Origin of the sequence: Thalassospira sp. MCCC 1A03138 (genome assembly GCF_002115785.1) — a bacterium.
Lineage (GTDB): Bacteria > Pseudomonadota > Alphaproteobacteria > Rhodospirillales > Thalassospiraceae > Thalassospira.
Genome location: NZ_JFJY01000008.1, coordinates 132,624 through 156,901, shown reverse-complemented (window position 1 = coordinate 156,901; position 24,278 = coordinate 132,624). Strand labels below are relative to the sequence as shown.

Below are 24,278 nucleotides of genomic sequence, written 5' to 3'. Positions count from 1 at the left end.
CTTGACCATGGTTGAGGTCAAGACTGAAATCGGGGCAACCTCATGCCGAGGTGCAATAGGCTTCAAGCTTGTCAAGCGTACTGCTCCAGCCTTTCTGATGCCCATCACGCGCAGCCTCGTCAAAGAACTGCGTGTGATGGAGGGTTAATATGGTCGCCGCCCCGTGATCCTCGGCCATAAAGGTCAGGGTCACATGCGATTTGCGTTCGGGCATGGTGATCCATTGCCAGGAAAAGGACAGCTTTGCATCGGCTTCAACTGCATCATAGGTGCCGCTGACATCGTGGATTTCACCATCGGGCCCCGGTTCCTTGAAACGGATGCGGAAGGTGCCGCCGGTCCGGACGTCGATGCTGGCATCAATCATCTCGCAACCCTCCGGTCCCCACCATCTGGCGAGTTTTTCGGGCTGGGTCCATGCGGCGTAAACCTTTGACGGTGGGGCCGCAATCCGGCGCCGGATCATCAGGCTCGGCTTGTCTGATGTTGTATCGGGCATCATTCCCTATCCTGCTTCTTTTCGGTTTTGATGGCGTCGTCATCTTCTTGTTCAAGGAACGCGGCAAGCTGATCGAGTTTGTGCGACCAGAAGCGCTGATAGCGGGCCAGCCATTCCATGGCGTGCTCCATCGGTTCGGCATTCAGGCGCACATTGACCGTCCGTCCGGTCTTTTGCCGCGCAATCAGCCCGGCATCGGACAGAACATCCAGATGTTTCATCACCGCAGGCAGCGAAACGTGAAACGGTCGCGCCAGTTCACTGACCGACAGGTTTTCTTCCGTCTCCAGCCGCGCCAGAAGCGCACGGCGGGTTGGATCGGCAAGGGCGGCAAAAATGTCGTTCAGTTCGGCTTCTTGATACTTAACCATGAGGTTAAGTATTGATCAGGCCACACCGCCCTGTCAATCAAAAGTTGATCCCGGTTGTCGCCATGCCCCGCCACGCGGTCAGAAGGGCAACACCGATAAGCACCAAACCAGCCGTCCGCCCGATGAAAATCGTTGCCACCGGATTGCCGGTAATCAGGTTACGGCTGGTCCCGGCCGCAAGGGCCAGCGCGCCATAAACCGCAAGCTGTACGGCGGCCGTCATGATCCCCATGACCAGCGCCTGTGACCATAGTGGCCCGTAATGCGGGCGGATGAATTGCGGATAGACCGCGAAAATGAACAGATAGGCCTTGGGATTGAGCATGCAGGTGATCATGCCCTGGCGAAATGCGACCCAAAGCGATGCGGTTCTGGCCGCCCGGATGCGTTCCACCGTGATGGCACTGCGCAACAGCGTGATGCCGATCCAGACCATATAGGCCGCCCCGGCAAACAGCATGGCATTCAAAAGCCATGGCGCGATGGCGAGAAGCGCGCTGATGCCGATGGCACCCAGCAGCGTGTGATACACCCCGCCCAGCATGATCCCGGCGGTGGCCGACAACCCGGCACGTTTGCCGCCGGTCAGGGAATTGGCAATAACGAAAAACATATCCATGCCGGGCACAATGATGATGCCCGACAGCAGAACAAAGAACAGCCAGAGATTTTCAGCATATGTCATGGGGCGCTCGTAATTTATCCGCCGAACCATTTGATCGGCAGGGCTAAACTAGCAGGGCGTTCCTGACAGGCTCATGTCAGGAAGGTGAAGAATCGATATGGCTGTTTGCGACTTGTCTGTCAGGTGGGGCGGGGTATTGTCCTCAGGGATCGGGGGTGGAACTTTTACGGGTAGGCGGTGTAATTTTTGCGACCGTTCCCATTTAGATAAAACGAACAAACAGGTTGAGAAGTTCAGAGGCATGATCCGATCGGGGCATATCAAATCGTTTCTGGTTTGTTTCATACCGCTTTGCGCGGTTTTTGTGCTGCTGGTGTCGTTTGTCGCATGGGATGGCAGCGCAACGCGGCTTAAGGTCATATCAGGGCAGCAGGAATACAATCTCGACAAGTCGATATCGGTTTTGCAGGAAAAGATCGGCAATGTGGTTTCTGACCTTCTGATCCTGTCGGAAAGCCCCAGCCTTGATGCGGTGTTTGCCGGGATATCGTCAACCGATCGGCTGGCCGAGGAATATGTCCTGTTTGCGCAACGCCGGATTGTTTACGATCAGATCCGGTTTCTGGATATGGCGGGCGACGAGGTCGTTCGGGTGAATTACGGTGGTGGAGTGCCTTATCAGGTGCCGGGCCGTGATCTCCAGAACAAGGCGAAGCGTCCTTATTTTGCGCAGGCTGCGCGTGCGCCGCGCGGCACGGTTTATATCTCTGGCATCGATCTTAATCGGGAATACGGCGAAATCGAACAGCCGATCAAACCGGTAATCCGGCTTTCGGCACCGGTATTTGACCGGTTTGGGGAGCGGCAGGGTGTTGTGGTTCTGAACCTGCGTGCCGCCCCCTTGCTTGATGATGTTCTGGCCCCGCTTGCGGTTGCGGGATCACACGCGTTTGTGCTTGATCAGGCGGGCAACTGGATCCGCGGCGGGCGCGAGGATGAAAACTGGTCGATGCTGCTTTCGGAAAAACCCGTGACATTTGCCGACCGGTTTGGCGATGCGTGGGAGAATATCCGGCTGGGACTGGAAAGTTTTTCGACGGACAGGGGGCTTTTCACCCTGCGTCAGCTTGGCGTATCGGACATGTTTCTGATGCGCGACAGCAGCCGGTCGCTTTCGGTGATTTTCGGCAATGGTGAAAGCAGCGAAGGTCGGCTTGATCTGTTTGTCGGGGCATGGATTTCTTCAAACGTGCTGGATGATCTTTTGTGGCCGCAACGTTCGATGTTGATCACGGTGTCCGCAGCATTCCTGATTTTGATTGCGGTTGGAAGTGCGGCCTATGCATGGACGCGCCAACGGCAACTGGCAGACAGCTTTGATGCGCGCCTATCGTCCGAGGTTCTGAAAACATCGAAGAACAGCGTTGTCGTCACGGACGAGACAGGCTTGATCACCAAGGTCAATCCGGGCTTTACCGCCATGACCGGCTATCTGCCCAACGAGGCCATCGGCCGGTCCCTGTCTTTCTTGCGCGCCGAACGTGAAAATGCTGCCGAGCTTGACGAAATACTGATGGCGGCACGTGCGAATGGCACCTGGGAGGGGGAGGTTCGTAACCGGCGCAAGGATGGCAATTTCTTTTATGTCAATGTGGTCATCAGTGCGATTGGTCATGCCGATGGCGGGGCGGTCAGCTTTGTCGAGACGGGGTTTGATATTTCGCGCCATATGGAAAATGCGCAGGAACTTTGGCGGCAGGCCAATCACGATGCCCTGACCGGGCTTCCCAACCGGTTGCTGTTTGAAGATCGGCTTGATGTTGCCTGCAGGCATGCCGAAAGCGAAGGCCACATGATTGCCGTGCTCTATATCGATCTTGACGGGTTCAAGCCGATCAATGACCGCTATGGACACGAGGTTGGCGATGTGGTCCTGACCAAGGTCGGGCAGCGGATCAAAAATACGGTCCGTCAGGGCGACACGGTCGCAAGACTTGGCGGGGACGAGTTTGCCGTGATTGTCGACGCCCTTAAAAGCAGGGATGAGGTCGACTGGATCAGCCAGAAAATCTCCGCCGCCCTTCAACGCAATATGGATATCGATACGGTGACCGTCAGCGTCAGGGCCAGTATCGGTTTTGCCGTCTTCCCCGGCGACACGACCGAGGTTATGGCGCTGCTTGGGCTTGCTGATGACAGCATGTATCAGCAGAAACGAACGCGCAAATCGATGGGTAAGCGGGGCCAGAAAGCAGAAGCATGAATACCGTCCGATCCGCCGGATCTGTCTGGGACGGATATGAAGAAAAGGCCGTCGTGGACAACCGGGGCGGTCTTTTTGTTGCGATATAAGATCGGTAGTGGTGCATTTTTGATTGCACCTGTCTTTATAATTCGATATTTCATGAATTATGGAAAAGATAGATACCTTAAATGCATTATCGGCGCTGGCGCATGATGTCCGGCTTGATATTTTCCGGCTGCTGATCAAGGCGGAACCGGAAGGCATGATTGCCGGGGATATTGCGGCGGCACTTGATATTCGCGCCAACACGCTTTCGAACAATCTGAACATCCTGTCGTCCGCTGGATTGGTCCGGTCGGTGCGCGAGGGGCGTGCGATCCGTTATTTTGCCGAGATCGGCACGATGCGTGATCTTCTGGTGTTCCTGATGGAAGACTGTTGTGGCGGGCGGGAGGATATCTGTCTGCCGATGTTGAACAAAACCTGCCGATGAGCGGCCTGATCACTACGATCACAGGGAATTCCGATGACAGAGAATAATCACGCAAACAATGGTGCCGATTGCGGTGCCGACAGTGGAAAACTTGGTGTGTTTGAACGGTTTCTGACCGTTTGGGTCGGGCTTGCCATGATTGGCGGGGTTGTGATCGGCGTGGTGGCGCCCGGGCTTGTCGATGCGATTGCCGCAAGCGAGGTGGCGTCGATCAATCTGGTGGTCGCCGTCCTGATCTGGGCGATGGTCTATCCGATGATGGTCGGGGTTGATTTCGCCGCCGTGGCCGGGGTGGCCCGCCAGCCCAAGGGGCTTCTGGTGACGCTGGTGGTCAACTGGCTGATCAAGCCGTTCACCATGGCGTTTCTGGCGGTGATGTTTTTCGAACATGTTTTTGCCCCCTGGATCGCACCAGTTGACGCCGCGCAATATATCGCCGGTCTGATCCTTCTGGGGGCGGCACCGTGCACAGCCATGGTGTTTGTCTGGTCGCAACTGACGCGGGGGGATGCGACCTACACGCTGGTACAGGTGTCGGTCAATGATCTGATCATGGTCGTGGCATTCGCGCCGATTGTCGCATTGTTGCTCGGCGTGACCGATATTGCCGTACCGTGGGAAACGCTGGTTCTGGCAACCGTGCTTTATGTGGTTTTACCTCTTCTGGCCGGGTTGGTGACGCGTCGGGTTCTGGGATCAAAGGATGCGATCGAAAGATTTTCCGCCCGGGTCAAACCATGGTCGATCCTTGGCCTGATTGCGACGGTCGCCATTCTGTTCGGGCTTCAGGGCGATGTGATCCTGCGACAGCCGCTGGTGATTGTCCTGATTGCGGTTCCGATCCTGATTCAAAGCTACGGGATTTTCGTGCTGGCTTATGGGGCGGCCTTCCTGCTGCGCATTCCGCACCGGATGGCGGCACCCTGCGCGATGATCGGGACATCGAACTTCTTTGAACTGGCCGTCGCGGTGGCGATCAGTCTGTTTGGCCTGAATTCCGGGGCGGCACTGGCAACCGTGGTCGGTGTTCTGGTCGAAGTACCGGTGATGCTGTCGCTGGTGGCCTTTGCCAACCGGACACGTGCCCGTTTCCCCGACGCATAATAAGCTTTCACGAGGTTTGCCATGATCGTTATCCACCACAATCCTGATTGCGGGACATCGCGCAATGTCCTGGAGGTTATTGAGAAATCCGGCGATCCCTATCAGGTGATCGAATATCTGAAGGAAGGCTGGACCAGGCCACAGCTTCTGGCACTTTTTGCCGCCGCCGACCTGACACCGCGCACGGCACTGCGTACCAGCAAATCACCGGCGGCAGAATTGGGATTGCTTGATGATGCGGTATCGGACGATGCCCTGATCGACGCGATGCTGTCCCATCCGGTTCTGGTCAACCGCCCGATTGTTGCATCGCCAAAAGGGGTTCGGTTGTGCCGTCCGTCCGAAACGGTACTTGATCTGCTTGATCACTTGCCGGTCGGGCCGCTTTACAAGGAAGATGGCGAGATGATCCTGAATGCGAAAGGGGAACGCGTTGGCTGATACCCCCAATATCAAGGATGAGCAGTTCGCACCGATCACGGCTGGGGCATTGTTTCCCACGGCACACAGCACCCATGCACCGCGTATATTGGTGCTTTATGGCTCGCTTCGTGAACGCAGCTTTTCGCGTTTCGCCGCCGAGGAAGCCGCACGTATCTTGACTCGGTTTGGCGCAGAGGTCCGGATATTCAACCCCGCAGGCCTGCCCTTGGTTGACGAAGCCGGGACCGATCACCCGAAAGTGACAGAGCTTCGCGATTTGGTCAGCTGGTGCGAGGGGATGGTCTGGTCATCGCCCGAACGGCACGGGGCCATGACTGGCCTTATGAAAAGCCAGATCGACTGGATACCGCTGTCGCTTGGTGCGGTGCGCCCGACACAGGGCAAGACACTGGCGGTGATGCAGGTGTGCGGCGGCAGCCAAAGCTTTAACACCGTCAATCAGTTGCGCATTCTGGGGCGCTGGATGCGGTTATTGACCATCCCCAATCAGTCATCGGTCGCCAAGGCATGGAACGAGTTTGATGAGGCGGGGCGCATGAAGCCGTCTCCCTATTACGACCGGATTGTCGATGTGATGGAAGAACTGGTGAAGTTCACGCTGTTAACCCGCGACATTCGCGATCACCTTGTTGATCGGTATTCCGAACGGGTGGAAAGCCACGCGGCCCTTTCGGCCAGGGTCAATCAGCCCACCGCAACCTGAACAGAACAAAGGCCGCCCTGTCATAATCGGGCGGCCTTGGCATATCGGCATATGGGGCCAGCTTAGCCAAACTCGACATTATCAGGTGTCAGGTCATCCTCGGTGATGTCTTCGACGATCACGCCAAAGGTCCATGGATCGCCGTTGCTGAAATCGATGTAAAGATCACCACCATCGGTTTCGGTGGTGTGATCCAGCAGGCTGTCAAAATCGGTAATGCCCGATCTGGCCTGAAGATCAGCGGTGAGGAGCAGGGTATCGCCACCGTCACCGGTTTCGAAATCAACCACACGATCACGGCTGGAGGCCTCGGCGTCAAAGATAAAGGTATCATCGCCGATATTTCCCTGAAGCCAGTCATTACCGCCGCCGCCCGAAAGGATGTTGTCGGAAAAGGCTTCAAGGGCTTTGGGGCCGGCATCAAGCGTGTCATGGCCATCACCCCCATAGAGCGAGACGTTATATCCATCGCCGGTAAGTGTGTCGTTCCCTGCTTCGCCGTATAGTTCTTCACCTTCCAGAATATCGTCACCATCGCCGCCATAGATGGTGTCAGTTCCCTTGTTGCCGATCAGACGGTTATCATTGTCGTCACCGATGATCAGATCGCCCTGATTGCTGCCATCTACATTTTCGATACTGACGAAATGGTCGCCGGTGCGCCCTGAACCGGTTTCCAGGTTGATCACCGGCTGCGGGCCATATTCCCCATAAGGCGCATCATTGCCCCAACCGGCAATATAGCTGATGGTGTCGCTGCCTTCGCCACCGATGAAATAGTTGTTCTGATCATCGGAAAAAGAAGAGTCGGCGGCAGCATGGAATTTATCATCGCCATCACCTCCGCGCATGATATCGCCATCGCCATATCGGTTGTAGGTCTGAAAAAAGGTGTTGTCCTTTTCATTGCCGATTAGGACGTCGTCATATCTGGTGCTTCGGATGTCCTCGATATTGCTATAGCGGTCGCCATCCGCATCGCCGCCCACACCGATGCCGGTGACAAGATTGACGATGACACCTTCCCTGGCCGAGTCATTTGAATAGGAAAATTGAATTTCATCGCGGCCGGGACCACCATCGATGATATCGGCTCCCGGGCCGCCATCAAGTTTGTCATTGCCGGCACCGCCAAGCAGCGTGTCGTCACCGATACCTGCGTGGAAATGATCATGATCGGCACCGCCATCAAGTGTATCGTTCCCCAGTCCGATCTCATAGAAGCGGTCATTGCCGCCAAGCCCGCGGATATAATCACTGCCCGCGCGCCCAAAAATATGATCGTCCTGTTCCGTTCCGACAAGCACATCTGCGCCGTCGGTCCCATAGATGATTTCAACCATGGTCCGTCTCCCGCATTGTTTGCTTTGCCCTTGGGAAAAGCTGCGGGGAGAATTCGGCGACTTGATGGCAGCGGGGCGGGATTGACGTCAAAACAGGGGAGACGCCAGAAGGCGGCGGATTACGCCACCTTCTGTTCGTATTCTTCCTGCTTTTCCATCCAGCGGGTTTCGATCTCGGCCAGTTCGTTTTCGATCTTGCCAAGGTCTTTTTGCAAGGTGGTCAGTTTGGTCGCGTTATCGGGCTCGTAAAGCGCCGGATCTGCCATTTCTTCTTTGATTTTGTCACGGCGTGCGGTCAGCTTTTCCATCTGCTTTTCAAGATTTTCGATCTCGCGCTTGATGGGGGCGGCGGCCTTGCGCTTTTCGGCAGCCTGCTGGCGGAGCGCCTTTCGGTTGCCTTTGTCCTCTGGTCGTGCCGGTTCGCCATTCTCGTTGGCTTCTGCCTTGTCCGCGCGGCGTTCATCACGCGCACGGTTCAGCAGATACTGGCGATATTCGGCAACGTCGCCGTCAAAGGCGGTGACCGCACCATCGGCAACCAGGATCAGGCGATCGGCACAGGCTTCGATCAGATAGGGATCGTGGCTGATGATGATTACCGCACCTTCATAGGCATTAAGCGCATGATTAAGCGCATCGCGGCTGTCGATATCAAGATGGTTGGTCGGTTCGTCAAGGATCAGCATATGCGGGGCATCAAGCGTCATGAGCGCAAACAGCAGACGCGCCTTTTCCCCACCCGAAAGGTCCTTGACCTTGGTGTCGCCTTTCTGGCCTTCAAACGCAAAGCGGCCAAGCTGGGCCCGGACCTTGTGTTCGATCACATCAGGCATCAGGGCAGCCATATGCTGATACGGGGTTTCATCACCGCGAAGCTCGTCGGTCTGATGCTGTGCAAAATAACCGATGCGCAATTTGCCTGACGCAACCTTTTCCCCGGCCATCAGTTCAAGCCGGTTGGCCAGAAGCTTGGCCAGTGTCGATTTACCGTTACCGTTGGCGCCCAGAAGCGCGATGCGGTCATCCATATCAATGCGCAGGCTGATATTGCGCAAGACCGGTTTGCCGGGTTCATAGCCGACATCTCCGTTATGGATATTGATCAGAGGCGGTGGCAATTCCTTGGGGCTTGGGAAGTCGAACGAAATGCTGCGGTCTTCTACAACGGCAATCGCCGGACCCATTTTTTCCAGCATCTTGATACGGCTTTGCGCCTGTTTGGCCTTGCTGGCCTTGGCGCGGAAGCGGTCGATGAAGGACTGGATGTGTTTTTGCTGGGCGACCTGTTTTTCGTAATGCTTGGACGCCAGTTCCATCTGCTCGCGGCGGGTCTTGGCAAATTTGTCGTAATTGCCGCCATACATCGTCACCTTGCCATCGGTCAGATGGGCAATATGTTTGACCGCCTTGTTCAGAAGATCGCGGTCGTGACTGATCAGGATGATCGTGCCGGGATAGTTGATCAGATAGTTTTCAAGCCAGATGGTGGCTTCAAGATCAAGGTGGTTGGTCGGTTCGTCAAGCAGCAGCAGGTCGGGTTGCAGGAACAGGGTTGCCGCAAGTGCCACACGCATGCGCCAGCCGCCGGAAAAATCATCGCACGGGCGTTGCTGGGCTTCGGCATCAAAGCCAAGCCCCGAAAGGATTGATGCCGCGCGTGCCTCGGCGGTGTGGGCATCGATATCGGCAAGCCGTGTATAGATATCAGCGATCCGGTTCGGATCGGTGACGTTTTCGGCTTCATGCAGAAGGGCCGCACGTTCGGTATCGGCATCCAGAACCGTATCAAGCAGGGATCGCGACCCTGCCGGGGCTTCCTGCGATACCACACCCATGCGGGTGCGGTTTGACAGCGATACATCGCCGCCATCCGATGCGATTTCGCCGGAAATCAGTTTCAGCAGCGTGGATTTGCCAGCCCCGTTGCGTCCGATCAGGCCCAGCTTATAGCCATCGGGGACGGTCAGTGTGACATGATCAAGGATCATGCGGCCGCCAATGCGGTAGGTCAGATCGGTAATTTGCAGCATTTCGGGTCCGCATCCGGGAATCGTTTGAAAATCTGTGCTTTCAATAGGGCAGGGAGGGCTGCGACGCAAGGATTCTTGAAACTGTCATCTGGACGCAAAGAACCCCAAGACAGCATATGCAAATGCCAGTAAATCGCAGTTTTGAAGGGAAACCGGCGGGTTTTGAGGCTTTCAACCGCCGATGCAAGGCGCGCAGGTCTGAATTGCGCGGGCAGAACTATGTGTTGCGTTGCGATCCAAGGGCGTTTATATAGCGCCAACCTTAGGGTCTGCGGATGATAAGGAAGCCTTGTCGTCGGCTTTTTTATCTTCCGCAGTCCCTTCTTGGGGGTAACGAATTTTTACAAGTAGCTAGGTGAAACCAATGGCTATCGAACGCACTCTTTCGATCATCAAGCCGGACGCAACGCGCCGCAACCTGACTGGCAAAATCAATGCCGTCATCGAAGACGCAGGCCTTCGCATCGTCGCGCAGAAGCGTGTCGCTCTGACCCGTGCACAGGCTGAAGGCTTCTACGCTGTTCACAAAGAACGTTCGTTCTTTGGTGAACTCGTGGACTTCATGGTTTCCGGCCCGGTCGTCGTCCAGGCTCTGGAAGGCGAAAACGCTGTTGCCAAATACCGCGAAGTAATGGGCGCTACCAACCCGGCCAATGCCGAGGAAGGCACCATTCGCAAACAGTTTGCAGAATCCATCGAAGCGAACTCGGTCCACGGTTCGGACTCGCTTGAAAATGCTGCAATCGAAATTTCCTATTTCTTCGCCCAGACCGACATCGTCGGCTAAGCCTTAAGGCTCCGACATCGTCGGTTAAGCGATACGAAATACGGTTTCCGGTTCGCCGGATAAGAAGCGCCCCGCATCATGTGCGGGGCGTTTTTTTTATGCGCGAAATATACAGCCGATCAAAGCAGGAATGCCGCCATCAATAACAGCAGGACGGCAATTGAAATGACGCTCCAGAGCATGAATTTGGTCCAGTTTTCCCAGCCATGCTGGTGGACTTCAACCAGATTGGTGTCGTAGTCGCTTCCTTGCATTGTTTCCTCCCTGACATGTTACAGGTATGCGCCCCCTTGCAGCGGGGATGCCGCAATTATCGTAACACATTTCAGGGATGAATAAATATTTCCAAAATAACGCCATGCGTTTGTTTTTGGCCAAGAAAAAAGCTGCCGGTTTCGGCAGCTTTGCATTTTTTATCCCGCGATCAGGCGATCACAGCAGGAAGATGGCCATCAGGATCAAAATGGCGACAACAGAAAGAGTGACCCACTTCATAAAAACGGTATAGCCGTTATAGATGTCGACGTGGGTCTTGGTCAGTTCGTAGTCTTTACCCTGCAAATTAGCCTCCTGCGTTTAGAATTTCTCCAGTGTATAGACGTGAAGTTGTTGCGACGCAAGACGCAGATTAACTGGCGATATCATTCATTTGGCGAATGATCGGCTTATTGTTCGGGGGCTGTTTCCGTCCCGCCCTCGCAGCCATAGGGCAGGAACGTGCCCGAAAGACCGCCGCTCATCATGCGCAGTGAAACGGTGTTGGCATATTCCAGCTGCGTGTCGGTTCGCGGGCAGGCATAGGCACGCCCGCGACATCCCCCGGCGATATAGTCTTCTTCGGCTTTGGCAAATGCATCGCCGATTGCTTCGCGCGGGATTGATTTCAGAACTTCGGCGCGGATATCGTGATACATCGCGCATTTGGTTTCGCGCCAGTTTCTCGGTGCGGGCGGGGCCTCGTTCGCAAGCACAGGAACAGGACTTGGAAGCAATGCCAGGACAACGGCAATCGAAGAGGTAAGGCTGGCAATCCGCATATCAAATCCGTCTTGGCGAAGGGGGATGTCATTTCGGTCACGCATTTGGCCGACAGATTGCGGAGGCAATATGGCGAGAACGGCAGTTTTCAGAAAAAAGGGGTGAACTTTCGTTCACCCCTTAAAACCATTTGCGGATCGCCCGCCACGGGCGCAGTCAGTTCGGTTCAAGCACCGGATTGATTCGCGCGAAATCGGGGGCATTCGCATCGGCGACCGTTACGATCCCGGCTTCATCGACCGAAACCCGGCCTTCGGCGATCCAGCGGATCACCTGCGGATAGATGCGATGTTCCTGTTTCAGGATACGCTGCGCCAGCGCACTGGCATCATCACCGGGCAGGACCGGCACGACGGCCTGCGCAATGATCGGGCCGGAATCGACTTCTGGCACGACGTAATGCACCGTGCAGCCGGAATATTTGACCCCGGCATCAAGCGCAGCCTGATGAACATGCAGGCCCTTGAAGCTTGGCAGAAGCGACGGGTGGATATTGATCAGCCGGCCTTCCCAGCGCGTCACGAAGCTTTCACTGACCAGGCGCAGGTAACCTGCCAGAACCACAAGATCGGCACCGGACGCTTCAATCAGGTTGCTGACCGTGCTGTCATAGGCCTCACGCCCCCCTTCGAAGCCCTTGTGCGAAATGGCTTCTGCCCGGATACCGGCACGGCGCGCACGTTCAAGCCCGCCTGCGTCAAGCTGGTTGGAAAACACCAGAACGATTTCCGCCGGATAGTCAGAAGACTTGCAGGCATCGATAATCGCCTGAAGGTTCGACCCGCCGCCCGAAACCAGAACGGCAAGCTTCAGCGGCGTTACTTTTCCCATGCAGCAGCCATGTTTTTGATGATGACCTGCGGGCCATCACCGGCACGCGGGCCGATCACACCGATCTGGCTGACGGTTTCGCCGTTTTCACGCAGCAATGCTTCGGCCTCATTGGCCTTATCCGCCGGAACCACAACGCACATGCCAATGCCGCAGTTAAAGGTACGCGCCATTTCAACCGGCGGAATGCCGCCCTGTTTGGACAGCCATTTGAAAATCGGAAGGAATTCCCACGTGCTGGCGTCAAACACCGCCGTCAGGTTTTCCGGCAGAACGCGCGGGACGTTTTCGGTCAGACCACCACCGGTAATATGCGCCAGCGCCTTGACCAGACCGGCCTTATGCGCCGCAAGGCAGCTTTTGACATAGATTTTGGTCGGTTCAAGCAGGGCCTCGCCAACATTTTTGCCCGGTGCAAACGGGGCATCGTCGGCATAACCAAGACCGGCACGTTCAACAACCTTGCGCACCAGCGAATAACCGTTGGAATGAACACCGCTTGACGCCAGGCCAAGGATCACATCTCCCTCGGCAACGTTCGAACCGTCAAGCAGTTCGCCGCGTTCCGCCGCCCCAACCGCAAAACCGGCCAGATCATATTCGCCATCCGAATACATCCCCGGCATTTCGGCGGTTTCACCGCCGATCAACGCGCAGCCCGCCTGTTTGCAACCCTCGGCAATACCGGCAACAACGTCGGTTGCCTTGTCGACGGCAAGTTTGCCGGTGGCAAAATAATCAAGGAACAGAAGCGGTTCTGCGCCCTGGACCACAAGGTCATTGACGCTCATGGCGACAAGGTCGATGCCGACGGTATCGTGTTTGTCGGCCAGAAAGGCGACTTTAAGCTTGGTACCGACACCATCGGTGCACGAAACTAGAACCGGGTCGTTATAACCGGCAGCTTTCAGGTCGAACAAAGCGCCGAATCCCCCCAAACCACCGGTAACGCCGGTTCTGCTGGTTGCTTTGGCCAGCGGTTTGATTGCATCGACAAGGGCATTGCCAGCATCGATATCGACACCGGAGTCCTTATAGGTAAGGCCGTTGGAGGCGGTCATTGGGTGATCCTCGGCTTAAGCGCATGGATAAAACAAAAGCGGGCAACCCGCGTTTTTCATCAGTACGGGCGATCAGGCCGGGTTTTGGCAACCGGGACCGGAACTTTCGCCTTGGTTACGCCTTTAATCAGGGCAATAAGAAGCCAAAAGTCATCATACTGATAAAAAACGCGGGCTTGATAATTTCCGCTGGGCCGAAAATACTCAAACGTGGGCAATATGCAATGCTCAGGTGCGCATGGGAGAGTTTTCTTTCCAGAATGCTTCACTCGTGCCACAAGAAGCATCAAACCATCGAAAAATGGGCAAAGAGGCAAACGTGCTTACAAGACTCAAAAGTTTCAGGCTGTTGGCAGGTGTCGTCGGACTTTCGGCGTCCTTATCCTTTCCGGTATTTGCACAGGACATCTTCTCGGTATCGGGGGTGCATGTTGACGAAAGTGCGGAAACCGCCGCCGCCGCACGTGATCAGGCCCTTGCCATCGGTCAGCGCAAGGCCTTCGATGAGGTTGTGGCACGCCTGACATTGCCCGAAGACCGCAGAAGTCTTGGCACGCCAAACCAGAACGACATCAATAATATGGTGCGCGATTTCGGTGTCTCGAACGAAAAAACATCCTCGGTGCGCTATATCGCGGACATGACGGTGCGGTTCAAGGAAAACGAACTTCGCAACTATTTGCGTTTCCGCGATATCCCGTTTGCCGAACTGCAATCCAAGCCGGTGATCATTGTGCCGGTCTATCATTCGGGCGGTTACACCAGCCTGTGGGATGACCCCAATCCGTGGCGCGATATCTGGAGCCGCAATTTCGCATCGGGCGGTCTGGTCCCGGTCAAGGCACCGATTGGCGATTTGCAGGATATCGGCACCGTTTCGGCCGAACAGGCGGAAAATGGCGCGATCGAACGTTTGAACGAGCTTGCCCGCCGCTATGGTGCGAATGTCGCCGTTGTCGCCAGCGCCACGGTCAGTGGCGAAACCGGTGCAGAAAGGGTTGATGTAACCGTGACCCGTTATGATGCCAGCGGCGCACCACAGGTCTTTGGTGTGACCGAAACGACCCAGTCGGGCGAAAGCCTGAACGAAACGCTGGTGCATGCGGCCAAGGGCGTGCAGGACCAGCTTTCGGCAGGATGGAAACGTGCCAACCTGATCAATTACGGAACCGGCGGGCAGTTGATGGTGTTCATCCCGATCACCGGTCTTGATGACTGGGCCAGGATCGAGGACCGCATTGTCGGGTCCCCGGTGGTCCGCGCCAGCCGGGTTGTCGCGATGTCGCGCCGCGAAGTGCAGATTGCAGTTGATTATGTCGGTTCAACCGATCAGCTGCGCACCGCCCTGGCACAGCAGAATTTAAGCTTGAGCCAGTCCGGCGATCTCTGGTTTATCCAGCCTGTCGGTTCGGAACGTTTACAGGACCTGTCGATCGGCGGTTAATGCCGCCTGAGGCTTTACCGTCCAGGATGTTCGCAAATGTTTTGGGGGCGGGCGTCATCACGGCGACATGACAGCGAAACAAGGGGAAAAACGGATATGACATTTCGGCAGCAGGCCCGTTTCTGGCTGATTTTCGTTGTCGCCTTTTTCGTTCTGATCTGGCTTTTTTCCAGTATTCTGCTGCCGTTTGTGGCCGGGATGGCGATTGCCTATTTCCTTGATCCGTTGGCCGATCGGCTGGAAGCACGCGGGATCAACCGGACGATTGCCACGACGATCATCACGGCTCTGTTTTTCCTGATTTTCATTTTCGTGTTGTTGCTGATCGTGCCGATGATCGGCAGCCAGCTTGCAGGCTTCCTTGAAAGACTGCCCGGTTATATCGACACATTGCGGACGACCGTAGCACCGTATGTGCAGCACATCATCGACCGCATCGCGCCCGAAACGCTTGAAGGCATATCGGATTCGGTCAAAGGCCAGACCGCGAACGCGATCAAATGGGTCGGCAACCTTCTGACCAATGTGCTTTCGGGGGGGCTGGCGTTGCTGAACTTCCTCAGCCTTGTGTTCATTACCCCGGTTGTGGCTTTTTACCTGCTGCGTGACTGGGACAAGATCGTTGCCAAGATCGATGGATATCTGCCGCGCCGTTCGGCCGGGGATATCCGCCAATGCGCGCGCGAAATTGATGAAACCCTGGCTGGCTTCGTGCGCGGGCAGGCTACGGTTTGCATTTTGCTCGGCCTGTTCTACGCGCTGGGCTTGACGGCGGTTGGGCTTGAATTCGGCTTTGTCATTGGCCTGATGACCGGGCTCGTGTCCTTTGTACCCTATTTCGGCATGTTTGCCGGGTTTGCCGTTGGCATGGGCGTGGCATTGGCGCAGTTTGGCGTCAGTGTCGATCTGGCGCTGGTCGCCCTTGTTTTCGGGGCCGGGCAGGTGATGGAAGGCAACTTCCTGACCCCCAAACTGGTCGGCGACAAGGTCGGTCTGCATGCGGTCTGGGTGATGTTTGCCCTGCTGGCCGGGGGTGCTGTTTTCGGATTGCTGGGTGTGATGCTGGCCGTACCGGTGGCTGCGGTGATCGGTGTGCTTGTGCGATATGGCTTAAGGCAGTATCTGGATAGCCGGTTATATGATCACGGCCCTGACAATCCGGCCTATGATCCGTTAAAAGACGCCGAGAATTGAGAACACAGTGACCCGCGCACCCCAAAAGACGGCCCCGGACGAAACGCCCGCTGCACCCGAAAAGGGTGGCGACGGCCATATGCCGGAATTATCGCCGCAACAGTTGCCGCTGGAACTGGAACTGCGCCCGGCATTGGGGCGGGCCGATTTCATGGTCGCCGATTGTAATCGCGAAGCCGTTTCATGGATTGATCACTGGCCGGAATGGCCGGTTCCTGCCCTTTGTCTTTATGGGCCGCGCGGATCGGGCAAAAGCCACCTTGCGGAAGTATGGCGGGCACGGTCGGCCGCGCTAAGCGTTTCGGGGCGTGACCTTGTCGGGGCGAATCCGGACGTGCTTCTGGGCGATGCCACCGGGCTTGTCATCGAGGATGCCGATCTTGGCCTCGACGAGACGGCGTGTTTCCATCTTTATAATATGCTGAAAGAACGCGGCGGGCATTTGCTGATGACCGCACAGCAGCCCCCATCGCGCTGGAAAGTCGATCTGCCGGATTTGAAATCACGTCTGGGGGCAGCACTGGTCTGCGAAATCTCCCCGCCCGATGACGACCTGATGGTCGGACTTCTGATCAAGCTGTTCGCCGACCGGCAGATGGCACCAGGCCCGCAGATCATTGCCTATATCCTGCCACGCATCGAACGCAGCTTTGTCGCGCTTACCGAACTGGTGGCCGCGATTGACCGGCAGGCATTGGCGCAAAAACGCGCGGTGACATTGCCGCTGGTGCGGGCCGTGATGGATGGTCAACAGGATTGACGCAGCAGTCCGACGCATTTTCGATAGGCGAGGCAAGATGTTACGCGTTATATTCGCCCGATTGCAAATTACCGGATAGTGCATGTGACCGCGCGCAAGACCAAGGTTAAACCGTCCCTGAAATCCAAGACCGATGCACTGGTCCAGTCCGGACATGTTCTGGGCTGGCGCGAATGGATCGGACTACCGGATTTTGACGTGCCGTTGATGAAGGCCAAGGTCGATACCGGGGCGCGGACATCGTCGCTGCATGCGCTTAATCCACGGCTGATTGAACGCGATAACCAAAAGTTCGTAAAATTCATCTTGCCGCATTACCGCGGTGACGGGCATGGTCGTATCGAATGCACGGCACCGCTTGTGGAAACCCGCGAGATTCGCAGCTCCAACGGCGAGGCCGAGGAACGTTATGTGATTTCGACCCATATCGCCGTCGGGCATCATAAAATCCGGGTCGAGATTTCATTGGCAAACCGTTCATTGATGGGCTTTCCCATGCTGTTGGGGCGCACGGCAATGAAGGCAGGAAGATTTTTGGTCCAACCGTCAAAATCTTATCTGGCGGGGAAACCGGAACAGGTTTATACGGCGCTGCAATCCGGCACCGTTTCGGAACAATGATCCGACGCTGTCGTTGAACCTTCGACACATTCTGTAACGCTCGACCACGGGAGTCCATTGCATGAAAATCGCAATGCTTGCGCGCAATCCTAATCTGTACTCCCACAAACGGCTGGTCGAGGCGGCCGAAAGTCGCGGGCACGAAATTGATGTCATCAATACGCTGCGCGTCACGATGAACATCACCTCCCTTAAACCCGAAGTCTATTACGGCGGCCAGAAGCTTAGCGGCTATGACGCGGTCATTCCGCGTATCGGTGTTTCGGTCACGTTTTTCGGACTGGCGGTGTTGCGCCAGTTTGAAATGATGGGCGTTTATCCGTTAAACGAATCCGTGGCGATTGGCCGCTCGCGCGACAAGCTGCGCTCCCTGCAGATTCTGTCGCGGCGTGGTGTTGGCCTGCCGGTAACGGCCTTTGCCCATGATCCGAAAAAAACCGACGAAGTCCTTTCCATCGTTGGCGGTGCCCCGGTGGTGATCAAGCTTCTTGAAGGCACCCAGGGCATTGGCGTGGTTCTTGGCGAAACCGAAAAATCCGCCAAGTCCGTGATCGAGGCCTTCCGCGGTGCCAATGTCGATATCATGGTACAGGAATTCATCAAGGAAGCGGGCAATACCGATATTCGCTGCTTTGTGATTGGTGGCAAGGTCGTCGCCAGCATGGAACGCAAGGGGGCAGAGGGCGACTTCCGATCCAATATTCATCGCGGCGGTTCGGCGCGGTCCGTGCGTATTACTCCGCAGGAACGCGCAACAGCAGTTGAAGCCGCCAAGGCGATGGGGCTAAATGTCTGTGGTGTCGATATTCTTCGCTCCAACCACGGTCCGGTGGTGATGGAAGTCAATTCATCACCCGGTCTGGAAGGCATCGAAGGGGCAACCGGCAAGGATATTGCCGGGATGATTATCGAATTCATGGAAAAGGATCACCGCCCAGGCAAGGTGCGGACCAAAGGCAAGGGATAAGCTGTGAACGAGATCGGGAAGAAAGTATCCAAAGCCAAATCGGCAAAGGTAGCCAGGACCCCGGACTTCGAGATTGGCGGCAAAAAAGTCCCCGCCGGGACGCGCCAGATCGTTGATATTCCGATCTCGCTTTTATCCAATCACACGCCGGTCAATCTGACGGTCAATGTGGTGCATGGCAAACGGCCCGGTCCGGTCCTGTTTGTCAGTGGGGCCGTGCATGGCGATGAAATCGTCGGGGTGGAGGTCATCCGCCGGGTTCTGAAATCGCCCGCCCTTCGCGGGATGCATGGCACATTGCTGGCGGTTCCGGTGGTCAATGCGTTCGGTTTTCTGAACCATACGCGCTATCTGCCTGACCGCCGCGATCTTAACCGGTGTTTCCCCGGTCATTCGGCGGGGTCGCTTGCCGCACAGCTTGCCCATCTTTTCCTGACCGAGATTGTCGAGAAATCCGATTTCGGCATCGATCTTCATTCGGCAGCCGTGAACCGCGTCAACCTGCCCCAGATCAGGGTCAATGACGATGATCATGACATCATGGAATATGCCGAGGCTTTTGGTGCTCCAATCATCCTGACCAGCCCGCTGCGTGAAGGGTCGCTGCGCCAGGCCGGCAAAGAGGCCGAAGTCCCGATCCTGCTCTATGAAGCGGGCGAGGGGCTCCGCTTTGATGAAATGTCGATCCGGGCTGGTGTGTCGGGTGTCTTGCGCGTGATGCGCAAGCTTGGCATGACGTCGGGCCGCTCGATCCGTGATCCGAAAGTCCCCCCTTTCAAATCATCCAGCAGTTATTGGCTGCGTGCGCCGGTCGGCGGGATTTTACGGACCTTCAAGATCGCGGGCGAGTTCGTCAACGAAGGCGATGTGGTGGCCGCAGTTTCCGATCCGTTTGGCCTTCGCGATGCAGAGGTCGTGGCGAAACATGCCGGATTGATCATCGGGCGGACCAATCTGCCGATTGTCAATCAGGGCGATGCGCTTTTCCATGTGGCGGCCATCAAACGGTCATCGGAATTGCAGGAACGCATGGACGCCATCGAAACCCATCTGCAATCCGATCCGCTGCTTGACGAGGATGAAATCATCTAAGGCGGCGGGTTTTCCGTGATTTTTACGCATGATAGCTGTCATATCGAAGCTACTGGCGGATCGCGCCCGGCAATGTTATAGCAAGGTTTATGGAACCAATTACAAATACAGAAGAACTGCGCGCGTTGTGCGAAAAGCTCCGGCAGTTCGAATACGTCACGGTCGATACCGAGTTCATGCGCGATTCGACCTATTGGCCGCAGCTTTGCCTCGTGCAGTTGGCAAGCCCCGAAACATCGGATAATGGCGCGGCGGTTGATCCGCTGGCCGAGGGCATTGACCTTGCCCCGCTGTTCGACCTGATGCAGGACGAAAGCGTGGTCAAGGTGTTTCACGCCGCCCGTCAGGATATCGAGATTTTCGTCCATCTCAGCGGCAAGGTCCCGCACCCGGTCTTTGATACCCAGGTGGCGGCGATGGTGCTGGGCTATGGCGATCAGGTCGGTTACGAGACGCTGGTCAACAAGGTGGTGCGCAAGAACATCGATAAATCAATGCGCTTTACCGACTGGTCGCATCGTCCGCTTTCGACCAAACAGCTCAGCTATGCGCTGTCGGATGTGACGCATCTTCGCGTGATTTACGAAGCCTTCCACGAACGGCTCGAAGCCAATGGTCGGGCCTATTGGCTGGCCGAGGAAATGGAACGCCTGACCGATCCGTCGATCTATTCGATTGATCCGAAAGAAGCATGGCTTCGGCTTAAAACCCGCTCCAACAGCCCGAAATTCCTGGCGGTGGCGCGTGCGCTTGGCGAATGGCGCGAGACCGAGGCACAGCGCAAGAACTTACCGCGAAACCGCGTTCTGCGCGATGATACGCTGCTTGATATCGCCGCCCGGCAGCCATTGACCGACAAGGATCTCGACAAGACCCGCGGTGTTGGCCGCAATTTCGGCAGCAGCAAACCCGGTCAGGCGATCATCGAAGCCATCCAGGCCGCCCTTGATAGCCCGCAGGAAGACTGGCCGCAGCCAAAATTCCGCCCGGACCTTCCTGCCGGGATCGGCCCGACGGTGGAACTGCTTAAGGTGCTGCTGAAACTCTGTTCCGAGGAAAAGGGCGTTGCCCAGCGTCTTGTGGCATCCAGCGACGATTTGCAGAATATCGCGGCTGATGACAATGCCGACGTCCCGGCGATGCATGGCTGGCGGCGCGAGCTGTTCGGCCAATATGCCCTGCAACTCAAGCACGGACAGATCGGGCTCAAGCTCAAGAACGGCGAAGTGGTATTTGTAGAGCTTGAAGCTCGGGACTAAATCCCGCGACCCAATCGAAGACATGAAAAAACGGGCCAGATTTGGCCCGTTTTTCGTTTTTAGATGTGGCAGATTATTTCAGCGCCGCTTTAAGGAAGTCCGCCGTACTTTGCGGTGCGCGGCCGACAACCTTGGCAAAATCATCGCTGGTTTGTTCATAATCGCCATTACGCGTGCCGACATACATGCCGCTTAGCGCCTCGATCAGATGGTCGGGCAGGCCAAAGCTTGCCAGAATGCCGGTATGGACTTCGGGCAGCAGATCGACATAACGGATATCCTTGCCGGTTGCGTCAGCAATGATGGCCGCAATATCGGCAAAGCCGATGGGCGTGCCCGAAAGGTCATAGGTCTGATTGACATGATCGGCCGGATTGGCAAGCACGGTGGCGGCAGCTTCGGCTAGGTCGTTGCGCGGAATGTAGCTGACCTTGCCATTCCCGGCAGGGGCACCAAAATCGCCGGTTTCAAGCGCATGCGGAACGCCTGCCATCAGAAGGTCGGTATAGAAGCTGTTGCGCAGCAGCGTAAAGGACAGGCCGCTTGCCTTGATATAGCTTTCCGTGTCGGCATGGATCGCGGCATAGGTGAACGGGCTTTCAGGGCGCGCATCGATGAAGCTGGTATAGACAAGATGGCTGACACCGGCTGCCTTGGCGGCATCAACGGCGGTACGGTGCTGTTTGATGCGGGTTTCAACATCGGTTTCGCCCGAAATTATCAGCACGATATCAACGTTCTTGAACGCGTTGGTCATCAGGGCAAGATCATCAAAATCGCCATGGCGGATATCAATGCCTTCGGCGGCCATTTCCTGTGCCTTGGCAATATTGCGCACGCTGGCCGCGATCTGGCTGGCCGGGACGCGGTCGAGCAGATGTTTGACAACAAGGCTTCCGAGCTGGCCGGTGGCGCCGGTAACGAGGATTTTCATGGTTTCATTTCTCCGGTAATCGGGGGTGGGCATTGGCCCGTCAATGAAATGAAACTGCACCTGATTTCCCATATGATCAATTCGATCAAGGTGATAGTATTCATGCATGAACATCGATGAATTGGATCTTGATTATCGTCTGCTACGGCTTTTCCTGACCATCTATGACGAGGGATCGGTAACCGCCGCGGCCAATCGCCTTGGCGTCGGTCAACCGACGGTCAGCCACGGGCTTGACCGGTTGCGCCAGATTGTCGGTGATCCGCTTTTTGTCCGGTCGGGGCGGGGGATTACGCCGACCGCCCATGCCGATGAAATGGCCGGGCGGGTGCGTATCCTGTTGCAGGATTTGCGCAACCTTGCCCGCGTTGATGCCTTCGATCCGAATGATCCGAACCAATCAGCCCGCTTTGTGATCGGTACCAACGATTACGAGGTGGCGGTGATCATGCCCGAACTGTTTCGCATCATCCGCGGCTATGCCGCCGATATCCGGCTTCGGATTCTGCCGATCCATGGCGATACCAACGTGATCGACCGGCTGCGCAGCGGCCAGCTTGATCTGGCGATTGGTCTGCATATGACTGAAAATGTCGGCGATATCGCGCAACAGACTCTGTTTCGCGAACATATGGCGTGCTTTTACGATGCGGATTGCCATGATGTGCCACCCGATACGCTGGATCAATATTGCGCCGTGCCCCATGCGCGCGTGATTATCGGCAATAATGATCATTCGGCGGTGGACGAGATGCTCGATGCCATCGGACGCAAACGCCGCACGGTTTTGCAGGCATCCACCTTTGCCAGCATCGCCAGCCTGATCCGCGGGACGGATGTGATCGCATCTCTGCCATCGCGGCTTGAACGCGATGTCATGACCGGCTTTGCCAAATGCACCTTCCCGCTTGATTTCCCTGAATACAGCTTCGCCCAGTCCTGGCACGTCCGCAACGCCGCCAGCGCCCCGCATAAATGGCTGCGGGGCGAGATTTTCAGGGTCACGCGAAAGCTGGTTTAAGGTCCTGTTGCACCGCTAATCCGGATGCCGCCAACCCATCGTTCACCGGCGTAAAACTCCATGAAATTTCGCTTGCCGGAAAGGACTTCGCTGCCGGTCTCAGAAAGCGACAGGGTCCGGTCCGGCCAGGGCGTCTGGCTCGGGTTTTCGGGATAGGTGAAAAGCGGCATTTTCGCCCGGCCCATATCAACAAGAACTTCCCAGAACATCAAATCGCCCAGAAACGGCAGCGGGTCATAGGTTCGCATCAGGTGACCAAAAACCTTGCCGGCCGGAAGCGGACCGAAATCGGCAAGGATTTGCAGCGTCAGTTTCTGCGTCAGGCCAAGACCGTTTTCGGGATCGGGCAATTCACGCAGATGTCGATCAAGGGCTGCGATCATGCAGGGGATTGGCGATTGACCGTTATCGATGATGGTAAGCAATGCATCGGGGCTTGAGGCACGGATCGCGGGCCAGACCGTTTGGCCGAATTCCAGCATGGCACCTGAAACTGGTGCGCGGGCATTTTCCCAGCACCAGATCAGCAGTTCGGGCGAAAGCTGACCAAGGCCGATGAAACGCTCAACCCCCGGCACCCGATCAACGCAAATCAGATCAAGCCTGGTTTGCGGGCGAAGTGTCGCGATGAAATCAAGCAGGAAGGCCAGTATGAGCTGATCGTAGCTGTCATGTTCAAACCACAGCACGACATGATCATAATCGCCCAATGTCGCCAGCCCGGCATATTCGCGTTGCAGGCGGGAAAGCGCATCGGGAAAATCAATCCGATAGGACGATGCGATAAAACGCGCGCGCGTTTCGATAAAGTCGGGCAGGGGCACATCGGGCACCGGTCCCTGACAGAACGGATCGGAAAATTCCATGAAAGTACCGACAAATCCGGCCAGTTTCAAACCGTGTGCAATGTCCGAGCCGCAGCGCAGATGCAGGGTTGCCGGGGTGTCGAGCGTTGGCAACTGCCCCGATGCAATCTGGCGCTGGTGTTCGGTAATGCGGTCGATATGGGATTTCAATTTCGGCCAACTGGCAAAGCCGTTTTCGCGTGCGATGACAAGCTGGCTATCGGCCAGTTGCAGGTCATCAATGCTTTTACCAGGCAGGTGGGCCGCAATCCGGGTTTGGGCATCTGCCTGCTGATTGCGGGCAGGTTTCAGCAGTTCCTTGGCGCGCTTGCGCTGCTGTTCAAGGTTCAGACGGCCGTCAAATATTCTGGATTTCGATGTGCGTGAAGCAGACATACGATTCCCCCGTGCTTAAGCCTGTGTCCGCCAGACAGGCAAGGAAACCGTGTGGTTCATATGTCATTTAAGACCGGGCGCAGCCCTTTCCGCGGACGGGGTGCTTTGGGAAGCAAGGGCACCATAGCATTGCGGGCTTTCCGGTTCAAAATAAATGAACCGGAAAGCCCT

General features: G+C 56.3%; 26 protein-coding genes. 14 read left to right on the top strand and 12 right to left on the bottom strand.

Features of this window, described 5'->3' with window-relative positions:
* Positions 1–40: 40 nt before the first annotated feature.
* The 3 genes from TH468_RS16640 to TH468_RS16630 are packed head-to-tail and all read right to left on the bottom strand — an operon-like array spanning position 41 to position 1,555.
* Positions 41–502, bottom strand: coding sequence for an SRPBCC domain-containing protein (locus TH468_RS16640; RefSeq protein ID WP_246832370.1), 462 nt, complete (start codon positions 500–502; stop codon positions 41–43).
* Complete coding sequence (locus TH468_RS16635; RefSeq protein ID WP_085645721.1) at positions 499–870, bottom strand: helix-turn-helix transcriptional regulator; 372 nt, start codon at positions 868–870, stop codon at positions 499–501. Before TH468_RS16635 ends, TH468_RS16640 begins: the two co-directional genes overlap by 4 nt.
* Before the next feature lie 37 nt (positions 871–907).
* Positions 908–1,555: a LysE family translocator gene (locus TH468_RS16630; protein WP_085645720.1), complete on the bottom strand. Its 648-nt coding sequence runs from the start codon at positions 1,553–1,555 to the stop codon at positions 908–910.
* Positions 1,556–1,796: 241 nt separating this feature from the next.
* Here TH468_RS16630 and TH468_RS16625 point away from each other — a divergent pair, with 241 nt between their 5' ends.
* The 5 genes from TH468_RS16625 (at position 1,797) to arsH (ending at position 6,484) form a co-directional block, all read left to right on the top strand.
* A complete protein-coding gene (locus TH468_RS16625) occupies positions 1,797–3,758 on the top strand; it encodes a diguanylate cyclase domain-containing protein (protein WP_168177165.1) in 1,962 nt (653 codons plus the stop codon).
* Between the two features lie 148 nt (positions 3,759–3,906).
* Positions 3,907–4,233: a helix-turn-helix transcriptional regulator gene (locus TH468_RS16620; protein ID WP_085645718.1), complete on the top strand. Its 327-nt coding sequence runs from the start codon at positions 3,907–3,909 to the stop codon at positions 4,231–4,233.
* A 33-nt stretch (positions 4,234–4,266) separates the two neighbouring features.
* On the top strand, positions 4,267–5,337 hold the full coding sequence (gene arsB, locus TH468_RS16615; protein ID WP_085645717.1) for an ACR3 family arsenite efflux transporter: 1,071 nt from the start codon (positions 4,267–4,269) through the stop codon (positions 5,335–5,337).
* Between the two features lie 21 nt (positions 5,338–5,358).
* Complete coding sequence (locus tag TH468_RS16610) at positions 5,359–5,778, top strand: arsenate reductase family protein (protein ID WP_085645716.1); 420 nt, start codon at positions 5,359–5,361, stop codon at positions 5,776–5,778.
* Positions 5,753–6,484, top strand: a complete 732-nt coding sequence (gene arsH, locus TH468_RS16605) for an arsenical resistance protein ArsH (protein WP_085645715.1) — start codon at positions 5,753–5,755, stop codon at positions 6,482–6,484. The genes TH468_RS16610 and arsH overlap by 26 nt, the downstream gene beginning before the upstream one ends.
* 62 nt (positions 6,485–6,546) lie before the next feature.
* Here the strand turns inward: arsH and TH468_RS16600 are convergent, their stop codons facing one another.
* Together TH468_RS16600 and TH468_RS16595 are read right to left on the bottom strand one after the other, a co-directional pair.
* Complete coding sequence (locus TH468_RS16600) at positions 6,547–7,827, bottom strand: calcium-binding protein (protein ID WP_085645714.1); 1,281 nt, start codon at positions 7,825–7,827, stop codon at positions 6,547–6,549.
* A gap of 119 nt (positions 7,828–7,946) precedes the next feature.
* Positions 7,947–9,857: an ABC-F family ATP-binding cassette domain-containing protein gene (locus tag TH468_RS16595; protein WP_085645713.1), complete on the bottom strand. Its 1,911-nt coding sequence runs from the start codon at positions 9,855–9,857 to the stop codon at positions 7,947–7,949.
* A 364-nt stretch (positions 9,858–10,221) separates the two neighbouring features.
* On the opposite strand from TH468_RS16595, the gene ndk reads away from it, so the two are divergent.
* Positions 10,222–10,644 (top strand): nucleoside-diphosphate kinase, encoded by a 423-nt coding sequence (gene ndk / locus TH468_RS16590; RefSeq protein WP_007091418.1) that lies wholly within the window; start codon positions 10,222–10,224, stop codon positions 10,642–10,644.
* A gap of 119 nt (positions 10,645–10,763) precedes the next feature.
* Here the strand turns inward: ndk and TH468_RS21505 are convergent, their stop codons facing one another.
* The 5 genes from TH468_RS21505 to purM all read right to left on the bottom strand — a co-directional run bounded on the left by TH468_RS21505 (position 10,764) and on the right by purM (position 13,574).
* Entirely contained in the window at positions 10,764–10,898 is a 135-nt protein-coding gene (locus tag TH468_RS21505) for an aa3-type cytochrome c oxidase subunit IV (protein ID WP_139834744.1), read from the bottom strand.
* A 178-nt stretch (positions 10,899–11,076) separates the two neighbouring features.
* Positions 11,077–11,205: an aa3-type cytochrome c oxidase subunit IV gene (locus TH468_RS16585; RefSeq protein ID WP_085645712.1), complete on the bottom strand. Its 129-nt coding sequence runs from the start codon at positions 11,203–11,205 to the stop codon at positions 11,077–11,079.
* 104 nt (positions 11,206–11,309) lie between these two features.
* Entirely contained in the window at positions 11,310–11,681 is a 372-nt protein-coding gene (locus TH468_RS16580; RefSeq protein WP_139834743.1) for a hypothetical protein, read from the bottom strand.
* A gap of 157 nt (positions 11,682–11,838) precedes the next feature.
* Positions 11,839–12,513 (bottom strand): phosphoribosylglycinamide formyltransferase, encoded by a 675-nt coding sequence (gene purN / locus TH468_RS16575; protein ID WP_085645710.1) that lies wholly within the window; start codon positions 12,511–12,513, stop codon positions 11,839–11,841.
* Positions 12,501–13,574: a phosphoribosylformylglycinamidine cyclo-ligase gene (gene purM, locus TH468_RS16570; RefSeq protein ID WP_085645709.1), complete on the bottom strand. Its 1,074-nt coding sequence runs from the start codon at positions 13,572–13,574 to the stop codon at positions 12,501–12,503. Before purM ends, purN begins: the two co-directional genes overlap by 13 nt.
* 319 nt (positions 13,575–13,893) lie before the next feature.
* Here purM and TH468_RS16565 point away from each other — a divergent pair, with 319 nt between their 5' ends.
* The 7 genes from TH468_RS16565 (at position 13,894) to rnd (ending at position 20,911) form a co-directional block, all read left to right on the top strand.
* Positions 13,894–15,018: a DUF2066 domain-containing protein gene (locus TH468_RS16565; RefSeq protein ID WP_246832369.1), complete on the top strand. Its 1,125-nt coding sequence runs from the start codon at positions 13,894–13,896 to the stop codon at positions 15,016–15,018.
* A 96-nt stretch (positions 15,019–15,114) separates the two neighbouring features.
* Entirely contained in the window at positions 15,115–16,212 is a 1,098-nt protein-coding gene (locus tag TH468_RS16560) for an AI-2E family transporter (protein ID WP_085645707.1), read from the top strand.
* A 7-nt stretch (positions 16,213–16,219) separates the two neighbouring features.
* Complete coding sequence (locus TH468_RS16555) at positions 16,220–16,972, top strand: DnaA ATPase domain-containing protein (RefSeq protein WP_085645706.1); 753 nt, start codon at positions 16,220–16,222, stop codon at positions 16,970–16,972.
* 84 nt (positions 16,973–17,056) lie between these two features.
* Positions 17,057–17,593, top strand: a complete 537-nt coding sequence (locus TH468_RS16550) for a RimK/LysX family protein (RefSeq protein ID WP_085645774.1) — start codon at positions 17,057–17,059, stop codon at positions 17,591–17,593.
* Positions 17,594–17,654: 61 nt separating this feature from the next.
* Entirely contained in the window at positions 17,655–18,560 is a 906-nt protein-coding gene (rimK, locus tag TH468_RS16545; protein ID WP_085645705.1) for a 30S ribosomal protein S6--L-glutamate ligase, read from the top strand.
* Positions 18,561–18,563: 3 nt separating this feature from the next.
* Positions 18,564–19,652: a succinylglutamate desuccinylase/aspartoacylase family protein gene (locus TH468_RS16540; protein ID WP_085645704.1), complete on the top strand. Its 1,089-nt coding sequence runs from the start codon at positions 18,564–18,566 to the stop codon at positions 19,650–19,652.
* A gap of 89 nt (positions 19,653–19,741) precedes the next feature.
* Positions 19,742–20,911, top strand: coding sequence for a ribonuclease D (gene rnd / locus TH468_RS16535; RefSeq protein ID WP_085645703.1), 1,170 nt, complete (start codon positions 19,742–19,744; stop codon positions 20,909–20,911).
* Between the two features lie 73 nt (positions 20,912–20,984).
* Here rnd and TH468_RS16530 read toward each other — a convergent pair whose 3' ends face one another.
* Positions 20,985–21,845, bottom strand: a complete 861-nt coding sequence (locus TH468_RS16530; protein WP_085645773.1) for an SDR family oxidoreductase — start codon at positions 21,843–21,845, stop codon at positions 20,985–20,987.
* 106 nt (positions 21,846–21,951) lie between these two features.
* On the opposite strand from TH468_RS16530, the gene TH468_RS16525 reads away from it, so the two are divergent.
* The gene (locus TH468_RS16525; protein ID WP_085645702.1) at positions 21,952–22,866 is read left to right on the top strand and encodes a LysR family transcriptional regulator; all 915 of its coding nucleotides are present in this window, start codon (positions 21,952–21,954) and stop codon (positions 22,864–22,866) included.
* On the opposite strand, the gene TH468_RS16520 is transcribed toward TH468_RS16525, so the two are convergent.
* The gene (locus tag TH468_RS16520) at positions 22,863–24,107 is read right to left on the bottom strand and encodes a DUF1835 domain-containing protein (protein WP_085645701.1); all 1,245 of its coding nucleotides are present in this window, start codon (positions 24,105–24,107) and stop codon (positions 22,863–22,865) included. The two genes, TH468_RS16525 and TH468_RS16520, sit on opposite strands and share 4 nt — an antisense overlap.
* Between the last annotated feature and the right edge of the window lie 171 nt (positions 24,108–24,278).